This is a genomic window from Collimonas sp. PA-H2 (assembly GCF_002564105.1).
Classification (GTDB): Bacteria; Pseudomonadota; Gammaproteobacteria; order Burkholderiales; family Burkholderiaceae_D; genus Collimonas.
In genome coordinates, this window is record NZ_PDBX01000001.1 from 32,120 (window position 1) to 51,998 (window position 19,879).

4 protein-coding genes are annotated in these 19,879 nt (G+C 63.0%); 1 reads left to right on the plus strand and 3 read right to left on the minus strand.

Going from position 1 to position 19,879, the window contains the following annotated elements; all coding sequences use genetic code 11:
• Positions 1 to 53: 53 nt before the first annotated feature.
• Positions 54 to 16,928: a non-ribosomal peptide synthetase gene (locus BCF11_RS00135; RefSeq protein WP_098492936.1), complete on the minus strand. Its 16,875-nt coding sequence runs from the start codon at positions 16,926 to 16,928 to the stop codon at positions 54 to 56.
• Between the two features lie 525 nt (positions 16,929 to 17,453).
• On the opposite strand from BCF11_RS00135, the gene BCF11_RS00140 reads away from it, so the two are divergent.
• Entirely contained in the window at positions 17,454 to 18,722 is a 1,269-nt protein-coding gene (locus BCF11_RS00140) for an MFS transporter (RefSeq protein ID WP_158229112.1), read from the plus strand.
• Between the two features lie 14 nt (positions 18,723 to 18,736).
• On the opposite strand, the gene BCF11_RS00145 is transcribed toward BCF11_RS00140, so the two are convergent.
• On the minus strand, positions 18,737 to 19,552 hold the full coding sequence (locus BCF11_RS00145) for a hypothetical protein (protein ID WP_098492938.1): 816 nt from the start codon (positions 19,550 to 19,552) through the stop codon (positions 18,737 to 18,739).
• An 8-nt stretch (positions 19,553 to 19,560) separates the two neighbouring features.
• Entirely contained in the window at positions 19,561 to 19,761 is a 201-nt protein-coding gene (locus tag BCF11_RS00150) for a hypothetical protein (protein ID WP_098492939.1), read from the minus strand.
• Positions 19,762 to 19,879 lie beyond the last annotated feature (118 nt).

Consider the following 19,879-nt stretch of genomic DNA (forward strand, 5'->3'; position numbering starts at 1 on the left):
GCCGCAGCGGCCCGGGCAAATTCTGCTTGAGCCGCCGCGCGGCATGACGCCGCTCAAAGCTGGAGCGTCGCCACCTTCCCTTCCAGCCTTGCCGGTTGCAGCGCTATATTCAGCACCTGCGCAAAGACCTCGATATGCGGCGAAATCATCATCGACTGATGCGTTCCCGGCACCGGGAACAGCCGCAGCTGCAGCTCCGACAGCACCTCGCCCCAGCCGCGCAGCGGCTCGTTGACAGTATCACCCACGGCGCTGTAATAGTGCACCGGAACAGCTATCGGCTGCGCTTTATAGTCACTATAGGCGCGGATGATGGTGCGGCTGTTTTCCATCAGCTGCAGCAGGCCTTGCAGGGAAAAGCCGGCCGGGAATAAGCCGCTGCGCCTTGCCATCTGCAGCAGAGTCTGGATATCGACGTCGGCGGCGATCGCTTTCAGCTGGTCCATCGCCCCCCGCAGCAGCGGATCATTGCTGGCGGCGGCTTCCAGCAATGTCAGCATCAGCTGCTTGTCGCCCAGCTTCTCTTCTCGCTCGTCGTCGTCGCCGATAGAGCAATGGGTGTCGAACAAGCCGACGAACTCGACCTGTTCGCCGTCCTTGATGAACTGCTGCGCTACCTCATACGCCAGCACGCCGCCAAAGGACCAGCCAGCCAGGCGGTAAGGCCCGCTCGGCTGCACCGCGCGTATCAGTTCCAGCATGCGCGTCGCCATGCTCCCCACGCTCAGCAGCGGCGTTTCTTCTGGTGGCAGCGGCGGCAAGCCGTATACCGGGATGCCCGGATCGACGTGCACCGCCAGCATGTGCGCATAGATCAGCAATCCGGAACCCTCGTGCATCAGGAACAAGGGCCGCTGACGGCCGCCGGCGCGCACCAGCACCGCCGCATTCTCGGTTTCCAGCGGATTCAGCTGCGCTATATGCTGGGCCAGCGCGGCCACGGTCGGATAGGTAAACACATCGCTGGCTGAAATCCGCACGCCCTTTTTCTTCAGCAGAGTCACCACTTGCAGTATCGACAGCGAATGGCCGCCCAGCGCGAAGAAATTGTCGTGCCGGCCGATGCGGGCAATCTGCAGCAGCTCCGACCAGATCTCGGCCAGCGCAACTTCGATTTCCCCCTCCGGCGCCGCGTAGCCGCCAACCGCATAGGCATCCGCTTCCGGCGCCGGCAACCGCTTGCGGTCCACCTTGCCATTGGCCGTCAGCGGCAGCACCGCCAGCGTGACATAGGCCGCCGGCACCATGTACTCAGGCATGCTGGCGCTCAGGTAGGAGCGCAGGGTTTCCACACTCACATCTTCATTGACAGCGATATAGGCGACCAGGCGTCGCTCTGCCAGATTATCCTGGCGCGCCATCACTACTACCTCGCGGATCGCCGGATGCAAGGCCAACCGTGCTTCGATCTCTCCCAGCTCGATGCGGAAGCCGCGGATTTTGACCTGGAAGTCATTGCGGCCCAGATGCACCAGATTGCCGTCTCCTTGCCAGCGCCCGAGGTCGCCGGTGCGGTACAGCAGCGCACCGGCTCGGCCGCTGAAACGGTCGGCAATAAAACGCTCCGCCGTCAGCTCTTCCCGGTTCAGATAGCCACGGGCGACGCCTGCACCGCCGATATAGATTTCACCCGCAACGCCGACCGGCACCGGCTCCCCTTGCGCATCCAGCAGATACACCTGGGTATTGGCGATCGGCCGGCCTATCGGTATGGTCCCCTGAGCCAGGTCGATCGCGGCAATTTCATAGGTGGTGGCGTAGGTCGTGGTTTCAGTCGGTCCGTAGCAGTGAATCAGATGCCGCGGCTTGCCGGCTGCCAGCACGCGCGCAAAAGCAGCCGGATCGCAACGCTCCCCTCCGGTCAGCAGGAAGCGCAAGCGGCTGAATGCGTCCGGCACGATCGCCGCGCATTGGTTGAACACCGCCGTGGTCAGGAATAACGTGGTGACGCCTTGCTGTTCCAGCGCGTCGGCAAAGCGCAGCGGATCGAGAAATACCTCTTTATCGATCACGACCACCCGCCCGCCATTCAGCAAGGCGCCCCAGATTTCCATGGTGGAGGCGTCGAAAGCCGGATTGGCGGCGAAGGCGATGCGGTCGCTGACGTCAAATGCCGCATAGCCGTTCTCCAATACCAGGCGCTTGATGCCGCGATGCGGCACCAGCACCCCTTTCGGATGCCCGGTCGAACCCGAGGTGTACATGATGTAGGCAATCGTCTCGTCGTCGCCGCCCGGCGCCAGATTGTCGGCAGCATAGGCGCTGGCCGGGACCTGGTCCAGGTTGATCCTGGTCAGCGCAGCCTGTGCCGGCCAGTGGCCGTCGCTGAGCGCCAGCAGTACGCTGGCGCCGCTGTCTTTAGCCATGAAAATCTTGCGCTCGTCCGGCAAGGCGGGATCCAGCGGCACATAGGCGGCGCCGCACTTGAGAATCGCCAGTTCGGCAACAATCAGCGGCAAGGACCGCTCCAGTTGCAGCGCCACCCGGTCGTTGCGCCTGACGCCCAGCTGACGCAAGTGATGCGCCAGCTGGTTGGCCTGACGGTTGAGCTCGGCATAACTCAACTGATGGGCGCCATGCACCGCCGCGATGGCATCCGGCGTCTGCGCCGCCTGCGCCTCGAACAGCTGCGGCAGCAAGGGCGCCGGATTGACGGCGTCGGTCTGGTTCCAGCTCGTCACTATCCGCTCGCGCTCGGTTGCGCTGATGAGCGGCAGGCTTGCGATCTGCCGGCTGTCGTCGCTGACCATTGCTTGCAGCAGACACTGCCAATAGCCCAGATAACGCTCGGCCGTGCCGCGTTCGAACAAGGCGGTGGCATACTCCAGCACGCCGGCAATCACATCGCCGGACTCTTCCAGCGACAAGGTCAGGTCGAATTTTGCCGTCACTTGCTGGTAAGGCAGCTGCGTCAGTTCCAGGCCCGGCAGCTGCAGCTTGCCTTGCGGCGCGTTCTGCCACGCAAACATTACCTGGAACAAGGGACTATGCGCCATGCTGCGCACCGGATGGGTATGTTCGACCACCTGCTCGAACGGAATTTCCTGGTGCTGCTGCGCCGCCAGCGACTGTTGCTTGACGTGTTCCAGCAGAGTGCCCACCGTGGCCTGCTCCGGCAGGCGGATACGCAGCGCCAGCGTGTTGACGAAGAAGCCGATCAAGCCTTCCACTTCCTGCTGGTTGCGGTTCGCCGCCGGCGTGCCGATGACCACATCGTCCTGTCCCGCCAGCCGGCCCAGCAGCAGGGCCCAGCTGCTCAGCAGCGTCATGTGCAAGGTGCTGCCATGGCGCTGGCTCAAGGCCTTGAGCTTTTTAGTCAGGTCTTGATCCAGCGCCGTCGTTATCCAGGCGCCGGCATAGTCTTGCTGCAGCGGACGAGAGTAATCGGTCGGCAATTCCAGTAAGCTCGGCGCGCCCGCCAGATTTTCTTTCCAATACGCGGTCTGCTGTTCCAGCACAGTGCCGCTCATCCAGCGCCGCTGCCACGCTGCGTAATCCGGATACTGCACCGCCAGCGGCGGCAAGGGATCGTGTTCACCCTGCCGGTAGGCGTTGTACAGCGCGCTGATTTCATTGAGCAGCACTGCGATCGACCAGCCGTCCGAAACGATATGGTGCATCGTGATCAGCAGCGTATGCTGGGTACGCGTCTCCTGCAGCAGACGGCCGCGGATCAGCGGCCCTTGCGCCAGATCGAACGGCGTCGCCGCTTCTTCCGCGATCAGGCGTTCCCGCTCCGCATCGCGCTCCGGATGATGCCGCAAGTCCTGCTCCAGCAGCTGGAAATGGCCGAGATCCGCCGCCTTGACGCGCTGTATTACATCTCTGCCTACATCCTTGCCGTCGGCGGCGGCAAAGCTGGTGCGCAGCGCTTCATGGCGGAATACCAGCCGCTCCAGCGCCTGCACCAGCGCCACCCGGTCGAGCTCGCCGCGCAGCTGCAAGGCTAGCGGAACATGGTAAGCCTGGCGCACCTCGCCCATCTGCTCCAGGAACCATAGCCGCTGCTGGGCAAACGACAGCTGTTCCCGTTCGGCCCCGCTGGCGATCGTGATCACCGGCCGGATGCTGGTATCGCTGCCGGATAATCCGGCAGCGAAATCGGCAAGGAAAGGATGCATGAAGACGGCGCTCAAGGCCACTTCGACGCCGAATGTCTGCCGCAGCCGCGAAATCATCTGCACCGCCAGCAGCGAATGGCCACCGAGCGAGAAGAAGTTGTCGTGACGGCCGACGCGCTCGATTTTCAGCAGCTCCGACCAGATCGCCGCCAGCGCAATTTCCGTCTCGCCCAGTGGTGCGGCATATGCGTTGGCTGCATAGGCAGCGCCATCCGGCGCCGGGAGATTCGTGCGGTCCAGCTTGCCGTTCGCCGTCAGCGGCAAGGCGGTCAGCGTGACGTATGCTGCCGGCACCATGTAGTCCGGCAGGTTGACGCTCAGATGTGCGCGCAGGGCTTCCGCATTGACTTCTTCATTGTCCACGCAATTGAGCACAATATAGGCCACCAGGCGCTTGTCGCCCGGGACATCTTCCCGCGCAATCACTACAGCCTCGCGGATCGCTGCATGCAGCGTCAATTGTGCCTCGATCTCGCCCAATTCGATGCGGAAGCCGCGGATCTTGACCTGGAAGTCGTTGCGGCCCAGGTACAGCAGGTTGCCGTCGGCCTGCCAGCGCGCCAGATCGCCGGTCTTGTACAAGCGTGCTCCAGCCACTTGCGAGAAGCGGTCGGCGACGAAACGCTGCGCGCTCAGTTCCGGCTGGTTCAGGTAGCCGCGCGCAACCTGCACGCCGCCGATGTGCAGCTCGCCGGCGACACCCGGCGGCGTCGGCTCGCCTAGCGCATCGAGAACGTAAATGCTGGTATTCGCGATCGGCTTGCCGATAGGGATTGCGCTCCTGCCGTCTCCGGCAACACAAGTCCAGGCCGTCACATCCACTGCGGCTTCGGTAGGTCCGTACAGATTATGCAGCTGGGCGTGCGGTAGCAGTGCATGGAAGCTGTGGGCGAGCGAGGCCGGCAGCGCCTCGCCGCTGCACATCACCCGCACAATGCTGCTGCAGGCTGCCGCCTGGTCATGGGCGGCAAACACCTGCAGCATCGATGGCACGAAGTGCAGCGTGGTGACGCCGGCAGAGCGGATGATCTCGCTCAGGTAGGCCGGATCCTTGTGCCCCTCCGGCCTGGCCATCACCAATTTGGCGCCGATCATCAGCGGCCAAAAGAATTCCCACACCGAGACGTCGAAACTGAAAGGTGTCTTTTGCAGCACCACGTCGTGCTGCTGCAGTCCATAAGCCTGCTGCATCCATAGCATGCGGTTGACTACGCCGCGATGCTCGTTCATCACGCCCTTCGGCTTCCCGGTCGAGCCCGAGGTGTAGATCACATATGCCAGATCCGACGGCGTCAGATGGCTGCTGTCGGGATTGTGCCACGGGTATCCGCTCCAGCTTGGCGCCTGCAGGTCCAGCAGCGGCAAATCCGCTGCTATCGATGCCTTGACCTGCTGCCAGCCGCCGGCAATCCCGGCCTGCGTCAGCACCACGCGCGGCGCGCTGTCGCTCAGCATGTGCGCCAGGCGCTCCGCCGGATAGGCCGGATCCAGCGGCACATAGGCGGCACCCGCCTTCAGCACTGCCAGCAAGGCAATCACCATTTCCAGGCTGCGTTCGGCGCAAATCGCCACCCTGTCGTCTGGTTTGACGCCCAGTTCGCGCAGGTAGTGCGCCAACTGGTTGGCCTGGCGGTTCAGTTCGGCGTAGCTCAGCTGTTGTCCGCCCTGTTCTACCGCCACCGCATCTGGCGTACGCGCCGCCTGTGCTTCGCACAGCTGATGCAGCAAAGATTCGCGCTCCGGATACCTCGTCTCGGTCGCATTCCACGCCGCCAGCGTCTGCCGCTCCGTCTCGCCCAGCAGGGGCAGACTGGCGATCTGCTGCGTATCGTCGCTGGCCATCGCTTCCAGCAGACGATGCCAATAGCCGAGATAACGTTCCACCGTACCTCGTTCGAACAAGGCTGTGGCATATTCCAGCGAGCCTGCGACCACCTCGCCCGCTTCGCCCAACGACAAGGTAAGGTCGAATTTTGCCGTCACCTGCCTGAGCGCCAGCGGCGTCAGTTCCAGGCCAGAGAGCTGCAGCCTGCCTTGCGGTGCGTTCTGCCAGGCAAACATCGCCTGGAACAAGGGGCTGTGCGCCATGCTGCGCACCGGATTGGCATGCTCCACCACCTGCTCGAACGGGACTTCCTGATGATGCTGGGCTGCCAGCGACTGCTGCTTGACGTGCTCCAGCAGAGTTGCCACCGTAGCCTGTTCCGGCAGATGGATACGTAGCGCCAGCGTATTGACGAAGAAGCCGATCAGGCCCTCAACTTCTTGCTGGCTGCGGTTCGCCGCCGGCGTGCCGATGACCACATCGTCCTGCCCCGCCAGCCGGCCCAGCAGCAGGGCCCAACTGCTCAGCAGCGTCATGTACAGGGTGCTGCCGTGGCGCTGGCTCAAGGCCTTCAGTTTGCGCGTCAGCGCGGCGTCCAGCGTTGTCTCGATGCTGGCGCCAGCATAGTCTTGCTGCGCCGGCCGCGGATAGTCGGTCGGTAGTTCGAGCAGGGTCGGGGCTCCTGTCAGGCGGTGTTTCCAGTAGGCGGTCTGCTGTTCCAGCACGGCGCCGCTCATCCAGCGCCGCTGCCATGCCGCGTAATCCGGATACTGTACCGCCAGGGCTGGCAGCGGATCATGCTGCCCTAGCAGATAGGCGTTGTAGAGTGCGCTGATTTCATCCAGCAGCAGGCCGGTCGACCAGCCATCCGAAACGATATGATGGGTAGTGATCAGCAGCGTGTGCTGGGTCCGCGTCTCTTGCAGCAGGAGGCCGCGGATCAGAGGGCCACGAGCCAGATCGAAAGGCTTGGACGCTTCTTCGACAAGCAGGCGCTCGCATTCCTCCTCGCGTTCCGGATGATGGCGCAAATCGTGTTCCAGCAGCTGGAAATGACTGAGTTCCGCCGCCGCTACGCGCTGTATCGCAGCCTGGCCTTCCATGGCGACAAAGCTGGTGCGCAGTGCTTCATGGCGGAACACCAGCCGCTCCAGCGCCTGCACCAGAGCCACCCGGTCGAGTTCGCCGCGCAACTGCACGCCCAGCGGAATGTGATAGGCATGGCTGACTCCGCCCATCTGCTCCAGGAACCACAAGCGTTGCTGCGCAAACGATAATTGCTCGCGCTCTGCTGCGCTGGCCACTGTCAGCGGCGGCCGCACGCTGGACGCGCCAGCCAGCAGCTGCGCGGAGAAGTCCAGCAGCACCGGATGCGCAAACAAGGTGCTGATCGCCACCTCGATATCGAATGCCTGCCGGATGCGCGAAATCATCTGCACCGCCACCAGCGAATGACCGCCGAGCGAGAAGAAATTGTCGTGGCGGCCGATGCGGCCGACCCGCAGCAGCTGCGACCAGATCGCCGCCATGACGGCTTCCGTTGCGCCTTCAGGCGCCGCATAACCGCTCACCGCAAACGCCTCCGCCTCGGGCGCGGGCAGGTTCTTGCGATCCAGCTTGCCGTTCCGCGTCAGCGGCAGCTCTGCCAGCGAGACATAAGCTGCCGGCACCATGTACTCAGGCATGCTGACGCTCAGATAGGAGCGCAGCGCTGCGGCAGCGATCTCTTCGTTGGCGACGATATAGGCCACCAGGCGCTTGTCGCCAGGACTATCCTCGCGCGCCATCACGACTGCCTCGCGGATCGCCGGATGCGATGCCAGCTTGGCTTCGATCTCGCCCAGCTCGATGCGGAAGCCGCGGATCTTGACCTGGAAATCGTTGCGTCCCAGATGCACCAGATTGCCATCTCCCTGCCAGCGCGCCAGGTCGCCGGTGCGGTATAGCAACGCGCCGGGGCGGCCGCCGAAACGGTCGGGAATAAAGCGCTCCGCCGTCAGCTCTTCCCGGTTCAGATAGCCGCGCGCTATGCCTGCGCCACCGATATATATCTCGCCGGCGACGCCGACCGGCACCGGCTCCCCTTGCGCATCCAGCAGATACACCTGGGTGCTGGCGATCGGCCGGCCTATCGGTACGGTCGCCTCAGCGGCAACGATGGCAGTCACTTCATAAGTCGTGGCGTAGGTGGTCGCTTCGGTCGGTCCGTAGCAGTGAATCAGATGCTGCGGCTTGCCCGCCTCCAGCACGCGCGCAAAGGCGGCCGGGTCGCAGCGCTCGCCCCCGGTCAGCAGGAAGCGCAAGCGGCTGAACGCCTCCGGCACGATCGCCGCGCATTGATTGAACACCGCCGTGGTCAGGAACAGGGTGGTGATGCCTTGCTGTTCGAGCTTGCCGGCCAGTTGCAGCGGGTCGAGAAACACCTCTTTATCGATCACGACCACCCGCCCGCCATTCAGCAAAGCGCCCCAGATTTCCATGGTCGAGGCGTCGAAAGCCGGATTGGCGGCGAAGGCGATGCGGTCGCTGGCGTCAAATGCAGCGTAGCCGTTCTCCAATACCAGGCGCTTGACGCCGCGATGCGGCACCAGCACCCCTTTCGGCTGCCCGGTCGAGCCCGAGGTATACATGATGTAGGCAATCGTCTCGTCATCGCCGCCCGGCGTCAGGTTGTCGGCGGCATAGGCGCTGGCTGGGATCTGGTCCAGATTGATCCTGGTCAGCGCGGCCTGCACCGGCCAGTGATCGCCGCTGAACGCCAGCAGCACGCTGGCGCTGCTGTCTTTAGCCATGAAAATCTTGCGTTCCTCCGGCAAGCTGGCGTCCACCGGCAGATAGGCGGCGCCGCACTTGAGTACCGCCAGCATCGCGACAACCAGCGATAGGGAGCGCTCCAGCTGCAGCACCACCCGGTCATTGCGTTTGACGCCTAGCTGCCGCAAATGATGCGCCAGCTGATTGGCCAGGCGATTCAGTTCGGCATAGCTCAGCTGCGCCGGACCATGCACTACCGCCACTGATTGCGGCGCTTTCGCTGCCTGCGCCTCGAACAGTTGCGGCAGCAGCTGCGCCGGATGTTGCACCTGCGTCGCGTTCCAGGCCTTGATTACCTGATGTTTTTCCTCGGCCGGCATGACATCGATGCTGCTGATGGCGCACTCAGGCGTCGCTTCCAATGCCGTCACCAGCCCTGCCAATGCCTGCGCCATGAAACTGCACACCCGCATTGCCCCTACCATAGGTGTGACTTGCGCGGTCAGAGCGAAGCCAGCTCCCAGGTCGTCGACCGACAGGCTCAAGGGATAGTTGCTGCGCTCTTCTCCCGAAATCTGGGTAATTCCCTCCCAGATCGCCTGCTCCGCAGCCGAGGCTTCACCGAGCACGCTGTGACGGTAGTTGAGCAGGGCCGAGAACAGCGGCTGCGGCGCGGCAATCGCACTGGCCCGTTGCGCCAGCGCCAGCGAAGCATGTTCATGTTCCATCAGTTGCGCCAGCAAGGCATGCGCATGTCGCACGCTGGCCGCCGCTCCCTGCGTATCGATATTGAGCCGCAACGGCAAGGTATTGACCAGCAAGCCCATCATGCGGTCGGCTCCCTCGCCGCCCTGCATGCGGCCGAACAGCACCGTGCCGAACACCACATCGCTGCGGCCGGCGACCCGCGCCAGCACCTGCGCCCAGGCCAGGTGGCAGAGGCTGGCGGCGCCCACGCCCAGCTGTCGCGCCTGCTTTCGCAAACGTTGCGACAGCGCTGCGCTGAGCCGCACGTGGCCTTCTTCCAGGCCGCCGCCGTCGCCGTGCACCTCCAGCAAGCCGAACGGCGCTGTCGGTTCGTCGACATCGCCCAGCATCTGGCGAAAGAAAGCTTCATGAACCTCAATGTCGCCGCCCAGCCTGGCTTGCGCCACATAGTTGCGGAACTGCAGCGGCGCCGGCAGTTCCGCCTGCAGGCCTTGCAAATGCGCGGCAATTTCGGCCTGGACCACTTCCAGGGTGGTGTGATCGCTCACCAGGTGGTGCATCAGGGTCAGCAGCACCCAGCGCTGCTGCTCGGTATCGTAGGCAAAGCTGGTGCGCATCATGGGCGCTTGCGACAGATCGAGGCGGGTGAGCCGCGGATCGAAGCGTTCCCGCAACTGGCGCGCCACGTCTCCATCCAGGACCAGCTCCTCCTGCACCAGCGGCGCCGTGCGCCACACTACCTGCAGCGGTTCCGGCACGCCTTCCCAGATGATGGCGGTGCGCAGCACGTCGTGCCGCTGGATCACGCTTTGTAGGGCAGACAGATAGGTTTCCAGCCGTTGCCGGGTATCGAAACTGGTCATCCCTACCAGCAGGTAGGGATCGCCCTCCTTGGCCATCAGATGATGGAACAGGATCCCTTCCTGCAAAGGCGCCAGCGGATAGATATCCTGCACATTGGCGGCGCCGCCAGGCACGCGCTCGACCACGCGCGCAATCTCTTCGCTGCTCAGGCTCACCAGCGGCAGCATCGCCGGTGTAATCTGTTCGCAGCCGGCCGGGATCAGGTTGGCCGGCACCGCCACCAGACGGCTTTCCGTGCCGACCGATGCCGCCAGTCCGGCCAGGGTCGGCGTCGCGAACAATGCCCGCACCTCGGCCGGCAAGCCTTGCCGGCGCATTCTTTCCATCAAGCTCACCGCCAGCAACGAATGACCGCCCAGCGAGAAGAAATTGTCATGACGGCCGATGCGCTCGATCTGCAGCAGCTCCGACCAGATCGCCGCCAGCGCGATCTCAGTCTCGCCTTGCGGCGCTTCATAGCTGCTCGCCGCATAGGCGTCGCTGGCCGGCGCCGGCAGGTTCTTGCGGTCCAGCTTGCCGTTGGCCGTCAGCGGCAAGGCGTCCAGCGTGACATAGGCGGCCGGCACCATGTAGTCCGGTAGATTCAGGCTCAGGTGCGCCCGCAAGGTCTCGGCATCGACTTCTCCATTGACCACAATATAGGCCACCAGGCGCTTGTCGCCCGGGATATCTTCGCGCGCAATCACCACCGCTTCGCGGATGACGGGATGGGACGCCAGCTGGGTTTCGATCTCGCCCAGTTCAATGCGGAAGCCGCGGATCTTGACCTGGAAGTCGTTACGCCCCAGGTACACCAGCGTGCCGTCGGCCTGCCAGCGCGCCAGGTCGCCGGTCTTGTACAACCTTGCTCCAGGCGCTGGCGAGAAACAATCAGCCACGAAGCGTTGTTCGGTCAGCTCCGGTCGGTTCAGATAGCCGCGCGCCACGCCGGCGCCGCCGATATACAGCTCGCCCGGCACGCCGACCGGCGCCGGCTGGCCCTGGGCATCCAGCAGATACACGCTGAGATCCGGTATGCGCACGCCAATCGGACTGACGCCGCCGCGCACGGTATCGGCAGCGTCAATCGGCTGGTAAGTGACATGGACCGTGGTCTCGGTGATCCCGTACATATTGATCAGGCGCGTGGCGCAACCCTGGTTCTGTGCGTACCACGGGATCAGGGTCGCCGGTTCCAGTGCTTCGCCGCCGAAGATCACATGCCGCAGCTGATGCGCTTCCGCGTCCTCGCCTTGCGCGGCAATCAGCTGGCGGAAGGCGCTTGGCGTCTGGTTAAGGATGGTGACTTTCTCGCGGCATAGGAGGCGATAGAAATCTTCCGCCGAACGCGCTGTTTCCAGCGGCACCACCAGCAGCCGGCCGCCATGCAGCAGCGCGCCCCAGATTTCCCATACCGAGAAATCGAAGGCGAAGGAATGGAACAAGCTCCAGACGTCTTCTGCGCCAAAATGGAACCAGGCATCGGTGGCGGCAAACAGGCGCGTCACATTGCGATGCTCGACCATCACCCCCTTCGGCGTGCCGGTCGAACCAGAGGTATAGATCACGTACGCCATGTCCGATGGCGCCAGATGACTATTGTCGGGATTGTGCTCCGGATAGGCAGTCCAGCTTGGCGCTTGCAGATCCAGCAGCGGCAGGCCGGCGGCAATCGTCGCTTTCACCTGCAGCCAGCCGCCTTCAATTCCCTCCTGGGTCAGCACTACCCGTGGTGCGCTGTCGTTCAGCATGTGCGCCAGGCGATCCGCCGGATAGGCCGGATCCAGCGGCACATAGGCCGCACCCGCCTTCAGCACGCCCAGCAAAGCCACCACCATGGCCAGGCCGCGCTCGACGCAGATCGCCACCCTGTCGTCCGGCCTGATGCCCAGTTCGCGCAGATAGTGCGCCAGCTGGTTGGCCTGGCGATTCAGTTCGGCATAGCTCAGTTGCGCCGGACCATGCACTACCGCCACGGCTTGCGGCGTCTTTTCCACCTGCGCCTCGAACAGTTGCGGCAACAATTGCCCAGGGTGCTGCGCCTGGGTCGCGTTCCAGTTGTTCACAATTTCATGCCGCTCAGCCGCAGGCATGACGTCGATGCTGTTGATGGCGCGTTCCGGCGTCGTTTCCAGCGCCGTCACCAGCCCTGCCAGCGCCGTCTGCATGAAAGCGCAGACGCGCATTGCCCCTACCGCGGCTGTCACTTGCGCGGTCAAGGCGAAATCGGCCCCCAGGTCGTCGACCGACAGGCTCAAGGGATAGTTGCTGCGCTCTTCTCCCGAAATCTGGGTAATTCCTTCCCAGATCGCCTGTTCGGCAGGCGCGGGGGCGCCAAGCGTGCTGTGACGATAGTTGAGCAAGGCCGAGAACAAGGGCTGCGGCGCGGCAATCGCGCTGGCCCGTTGCGCCAGCGCCAGCGAGGCATGTTCATGTTCCATCAGTTGCGCCAGCAAGGCGTGGGTGCGGCGCGCGCTGGCCGCCGCTGCTTGCCCATCGATGCTGACCCGCAATGGCAGCGTATTGATCAGCAAGCCCATCATGCGGTCGGCGCCCTCGCCGCCCTGCATGCGGCCGAACAGCACCGTGCCGAATACCACATCGCTGCGGCCGGCGACCCGCGCCAGCACCTGCGCCCAGGCCAGGTGGCAGAGGCTGGCGGCGCTCACGCCCAGCTGTCGCGCCTGCTGCCGCAAACGCTGCGACAGCGCCGCGCTGAGCCGCACGTGGCCTTCTTCCAGGCCGCCGCCGTCGCCGTGCACTTCCAGCAAGCCGAACGGCGCCGTCGGTTCGTCGACCCCCGCCAGCATCTGGCGGAAAAATGCTTCATGCATCTCAGTGCTGGCGCCCAACCTGGCTTGCGCTACATAATTGCGGAACTGCAGCGGCGCCGGCAGCTGCGCCTGCTGGCCTTGCAGATACGCCCCGATCTCGGCGTGGATGACTTCCAGGGTGGTGTGATCGTTGATCAGGTGATGCACCAGGGTCAGCAATACCCAGCGCCGCTCTACTGCATCGTAGGCGAAGCTGGTGCGCATCAAGGGCGCCTGCGTCAGGTCCAGCCTGGTATGACGCGGGTCGAAGCGCGCGCGCAGCTGGCCGGCGACATCGCCATCGGCTGGATCGAGGATCAGTTCTTCACTCACCAGCCCTGCGTTACGCAATACGACTTGCAGCGGTTCCGGCACGCCTTCCCAGATGATGGCGGTGCGCAGCACGTCGTGCCGCTGGATCACGCTTTGTAGGGCAGACAGATAGGTTTCCAGCCGTTGCCGGGTATCGAAACTGGTCATCCCTACCAGCAGGTAGGGATCGCCCTCCTTGGCCATCAGATGGTGGAACAGGATCCCTTCCTGCAAAGGCGCCAGCGGATAGATATCCTGCACATTGGCGGCGCCGCCAGGCACGCGCTCGACCACGCGCGCAATCTCTTCGCTGCTCAGGCTCACCAGCGGCAGCATCGCCGGTGTAATCTGTTCGCAGCCGGCCGGGATCAGGTTGGCCGGCACCGCCACCAGACGGCTTTCCGTGCCGACCGATGCCGCCAGTCCGGCCAGGGTCGGCGTCGCGAACAATGCCCGCACCTCGGCCGGCAAGCCTTGCCGGCGCATTCTTTCCATCAAGCTCACCGCCAGCAACGAATGACCGCCCAGCGAGAAGAAATTGTCATGACGGCCGATGCGCTCGATCTGCAGCAGCTCCGACCAGATCGCCGCCAGCGCGATCTCAGTCTCGCCTTGCGGCGCTTCATAGCTGCTCGCCGCATAGGCGTCGCTGGCCGGCGCCGGCAGGTTCTTGCGGTCCAGCTTGCCGTTGGCCGTCAGCGGCAAGGCGTCCAGCGTGACATAGGCGGCCGGCACCATGTAGTCCGGTAGATTCAGGCTCAGGTGCGCCCGCAAGGTCTCGGCATCGACTTCTCCATTGACCACAATATAGGCCACCAGGCGCTTGTCGCCCGGGATATCTTCGCGCGCAATCACCACCGCTTCGCGGATGACGGGATGGGACGCCAGCTGGGTTTCGATCTCGCCCAGTTCAATGCGGAAGCCGCGGATCTTGACCTGGAAGTCGTTACGCCCCAGGTACACCAGCGTGCCGTCGGCCTGCCAGCGCGCCAGGTCGCCGGTCTTGTACAACCTTGCTCCAGGCGCTGGCGAGAAACAATCAGCCACGAAGCGTTGTTCGGTCAGCTCCGGCTGGTTCAGATAGCCGCGCGCCACGCCGGCGCCGCCGATATACAGCTCACCCGGCACGCCGACCGGCACCGGTTCGCCCTGGGCATCGAGCAGATAGATCTGGGTGTTGGCAATCGGTCTGCCTATGTGCAAGACCTGGTCCTCCGCCGTCAGGCGGCCGGATGTGGCCACCACGGTGGCCTCGGTCGGGCCATAGTTGTTGATCAGCGAAAACTGCCTATCGCTTTGTGGGTGAAGGCGCAAGCGGTCGCCGCCGGTCAGCAGATGGCGCAGGTGCGGGTTGCTGATACCGTTACGCATTGCATGCTCCGCCATCGGCGTCGGCAGGAAGCTGACATCCAGCGTCTGCTCGCGCCACCATGCCAGCACCGTCGCCGCGTCATGGTCCTGCTCAGGCAACAGCAAGCTGGCGCCGGCGCTCAGGGTCGGCCAGATTTCCCACACGGCCGCATCGAAGCCCAGCCGCGCCACGCACGAGCTGCGCTGGCCGGCCCGCACATTGAATGCCGCGCAATGCCAATGCACCAGGTTGAGCAGGTTGCGATGTTCAACCATGACCCCTTTCGGCGTCCCGGTCGAGCCCGAAGTGTAGATCACGTAAGCCAGGTTCGATGCCGAGAGATGGCTGCTGTCGGGATTGTGTTCCGGATATCCGCCCCAGCTGGGCGCTTGCAGGTCCAGCAATGGCAAGTCCGGTGCGATCGATGCCCGCGCCTGCAGCCAGCCGCCTTCCATCCCGGCCTGGGTCAGCACCACGCGCGGTGCGCTGTCGCTCAGCATGTGCGTCAGGCGTTCCACTGGATAAGCCGGATCCAGCGGCACATAGGCCGCCCCTGCCTTCAATACCGCCAGCAAACCCACCACCATCGGCAAACCACGCTCGACGCAGATCGCTACCCGTTCATCCGGCTTGACGCCCAGTGCGCGCAGGTAATGCGCCAGCTGATTGGCCTGGCGGTTGAGTTGGTCGTAGCTCAGTTGCGCCTTACCCTGTTCCACTGCCACCGCCGCGGGCGTCTGCTCTGCCTGCGCCTCGAACAGCTGCGGCAGCAAAGCGGCAGGATAGCTGGCCTCGGTCGCATTCCAGCTGCTGACGATCTGGTGGCGCTCCGCCGCTGTGAGCAAAGGAAGCTGGTCGATCTGGCAGTCGGCGCCAGACAAGACAGACTCCATCAGCAAGGCCATGCGGCTTTGAATGCGGAAGACTTCATCGCGCGTGAAATGGCGCGTGTTGTAATCGAACACCACCAGCACATCCTGGTCCCGGTGGAAATCCCGGACCGACATTGCCAGCGGCGTCTGTTCGAATCCATGATCCAGCTTGACACCGCTGGCCAGCCCTGTCCCCATGGGAAAATCAGTATTGAATACTTCAAAGGAAAGCGAGACGTCGAACAGCTGGCGATAGCCGTTTTGGACGACGTTGTGCAGGCGGTTGATTTCGGCGATCGGGAAACGCTGATGGCGGTAGCAGCGGCGCAATTCCTTGGCAACCGCCGCCATCGCTTGCGCGAACGGTTGCTGCCGGTCCAGCGCAAATCCGACCGGAATGATCGACGAAAACATGCCAATGGTGTTTTTTTCACGGGCGTTGCTGCGATTATGTATCGGCACGCCGATGACCACCTCTTCCAGGTCGGCGACACGGGCGAAATAAACGCTGGTCAGCGCCAGCATGAAATCCGAGGCGGAAAAACCGTGCCCGGATGCAAACGCCGTCATCTTTTCAAACAGCGGACGCTCGATTGACCAATACACCTGTTCGCTGGGAGCCAGCGTTTTTGCTGCAAGCGCGCTGTCGCCTGCGACCAGTCGCGCCGGCAGCTGGGCGAAACGCTGGCGCCAGAATTCCTTGTCGAGCGCAAAGCGCGCGGAAGAGAAATAGTCCTGGTCCTTGGCAATGAAATCCAGGTAGGACGGTGCGGTTTCAGCCACAGTGCCGTCCAGCCCCAGCAGCCGATTGTATGCGCTGGCAATACCGGCAAAACTCAGCGAAGTGCTGATGCCGTCGGCGACCAGATGGTGGTAGCACAGCAGCCAGTAGTAACGCACAGGGCTTATGCGTATCAATTCCATTTTCCACAGCAGCCCGCCATACAGATCGAAGGGTTGCTTGAATACCTGTTCCATATGCTGCCGCGCATGCTGGTCGCCATCGGCTTCACTGGAAAAATCCAGCACCGGCAAGACAAATTCCAGCGCGGGCAAAACCTGTTGCTGCGCTACACCGCCAGCTTTGACCAAGATCAGCCGGGATGCATCGTGTGCCATTGCGAAATCGCGGATCGCCTGCTCCAGCAGGTGCGGATCGATGGCGGCATCGATCCGCACCGCCAGGCCGATGTTGTAGTAAGGGATGCCTGGATTGAGCATCTGGTCCAGCCACACCACCTGCTGCACGGAAGAGAGCTCATGGACGGTCGCTGACGCACCGTTGGACAAAGGATCTGATACAGCTGTTGTTTCAACCGAATTCGACATGGAAAACCTCTAAGCAGTGTGCTGGTAGCAATTGAAAATAAGGAGCGCAGTCAGCTCCCCAAAGCCGCGCGCCTGTCGGCGCCGGGATATGGCCCTAAGCCTTTGAATTGAAGTTGAGACGAGGTCTTAAGAAGCAGCGTCGGAAGCGACAGCTTTAGTGAAGAGACGGGATGGACAGAGCTGCAGATGGGTGAGCGTGCACATGGAATTCACTTGGCATAGGAAACAAGATGGTTATGGACATCCATTGCAGCAGCCGGCCTTCGACGGCAACAATCAGGAATGGGGTCAATCGCCGTACTTTTCTGATTGCGGGCAAAAGTCGTCACAGCGCTGCAGGTAGGATACGGTGCAACATTGTTACTTTACAGAAAGCAACAAACGCCGAAACTGTCACTTTTCACAGGGTGTTGCAATGCGCAAAATCCAAGTAGACTGTTCTGTCTTTTATCTCGCCTCGCCAGCTGGAGCGGCGGCCACGGCGCGCCCGATCGTTTGACAATACACACGCCCGCCATGACCGAGATGACGACAGAACTTGCAATGGAAAATGCGGCCGCCGCCGATCAGGCCGGGCTGCCGCCGGTATTGCTGCATCGCGGTTTCCTGCTGCTGATGGCAGGTTCTTTCGCTGCCTTCCTGGGAGAGCAGATGACCACCGTGGCGCTGCCCTGGCTGGTGCTGAAGCTGAGCAACGATAGCGTGGCGCTGGGCCTGGTGCTGGCGCTGATGGCGCTGCCGAAAATCCTGTTTCTGATAATCGCCGGCGTGCTGGTGGACCGCCATTCGCCGCGCGCCGTGCTTCTTTGCGCGCTGACCGGCGGCGTCATTCTGCTCACGGCAGTCGGCACATTACTGCTGCATGACATGTTGGCGCTATGGATGATGTATCTGTTCGCCTGCGGCATGGGGCTGGTGGGCGCCTTCGCCATTCCAGCGCGGGTCGCCATGCTGCCCAGGCTGATCCACCCGCTGCAGCTGCAATCGGCTAACGCGGCGCTCATGGGGATGACCCAGGTTTCCCTGCTGGGCGGGCCGCTGCTAGCCGGCCTGCTGGCGGCATCCACGGATGGATTGGGGCTGGCTTTCCTGCTGAATGCCGGCTGCTTCCTGGTCGCGGCAGTCACCGTGCCGCGCCTGCCGCCGCGCGCGCAGGCTGAGGCAGCGCACCAATCGGCCGATATGCCGCTACTTGCCACCATCGTTCCTGCGGCAAAATGGCTGTGGTCCGATGGCGTGCTGAGGACGCTGATCAGTTACTGGACGGTTGTCACTCTGCTGGTGGCCGGCCCGGTCCAGGTCGGCCTGCCGCTATGGGTGGACCGCCAGCTGGGCGGCGGCGCTTCGGCCTTCGGGATACTGATTGCGGCCAACGGCCTGGGGCAGCTGATCGGCATCGTCTGCTCCGGCCTGCGCGCCAAGAAGGTGGTCCATCTGGGTGTCGCGGTCTGCCTGATCGATGGCTTGACCGGCATGGCCGTGCTTGGCATGGGATTCACCCACATGCTAGAGATAGGCCTGGCGCTGATGGTGGTGGTCGGCATCGGCGCCGGCTATGTCCAGGTCGGCTTGTTCACATGGATACAACGCCGTATCCCGAGCGCTCTCCATGGCCGGGTGCTCAGCATGCTGATGCTGATCCTGATTACCGGTGCGCCGTTGTCTGCCTTGATTGCCGGCTACCTGATCCGCTACGTCACGCCATCCCAGTTATTCATCTTCGGCGGCGCGGCGCTGTCGTTGTTCGCCATGCTGATGCTGCTGCATCCGAAACTGAGGCAATTGCGCAATTGACAAATACCGGCGCGCTAGTCCAGCGCGTCGGCTTCGCTCAGGGCATCGGCGATGGGCGCTGGCTCCGGCATAGCATCGTCAGCGAGCTTGTCCATCCTGATGTATTCGATGTTGAGGGTGATCGCTTCGCTATAGCGCAGCACGAAGTAGTCGCCCTCTACCACGTAGAAACGCTCCAGCTCTTCCGCAATGCTGGCGCCGTCCGGCTTGTCGGCCGAGAGCGGACGCCGCATCACCTGCTCCAGGATCAAACGGTCCAGGCTGCCGTTGGCGTCGACAAAGAAATTGTCCAGGATGCCGATGAACAACACCGCCTGCCCGGCCACATTGACGATGGCCGATACCGAGATCAGGTCCGGCCGCTGATCTTCGTCGAAATCGGCGCCGGTCAGCAGGTAGTACCAGGGCGCCTGGTTGAAGCGCAGCCAGGGAACGTACCAGCCGGCGTTGGCGCGGTCCAGGCGATAGCGGGTGATCATCAGCCGGAAAGCATTCGGCACGATCCAGGCGCCGGCATACAAGCTGAGGAAATAAGCGCATATCCAGGAAAACTGCACAGCGATGCCCTGGATCGCCTTGGCCTGGCTGGCGGCATCGGAAGACAGCAGCTCCAGCAGCAGCAAAGGCTGCAGAGTGCGCCCGAACAGCCATGCCGAAGCCAGCAGCCATAACGGATGAAAAACGCAGTTCCACAGCATGGCCTCGGTGACAATCTGTCCGAACGGCGAATAATCGAGGGAAATGCGCTCGGCCCGCTTGAAGCGCGAACGGGCGATGAAACCGGGGAGCAATAGCAGGAAGACGATTAAGGCAGGTAGCGCTACGTTCATCGTACCGCTCAGGCGGCCTTGGGTACGACGGTGAGACGGTACAGGACTGTACCCTCTTGTGCGGAATGCAAGCTGATCACGTCATCAACGGCGACCGTGGTGGACAATGACGGCTGGGAATTTTTGCTGGCCAGATAGGCGCGCAGCTGCAGCTTCGCGCTCGGATCAGCGAGAACTCTTTTGGCCAGTGCGCTCTTCAGTGCTTTCATAGTGTGTCCACTATGCCATAAAAAAACATTTTTTGCATGTTGCCGCCGCGTCATCTCCTGACGATACTCATATTGCCTAACAATAGGATTGTTATATCTACATAACGATTTATAACTT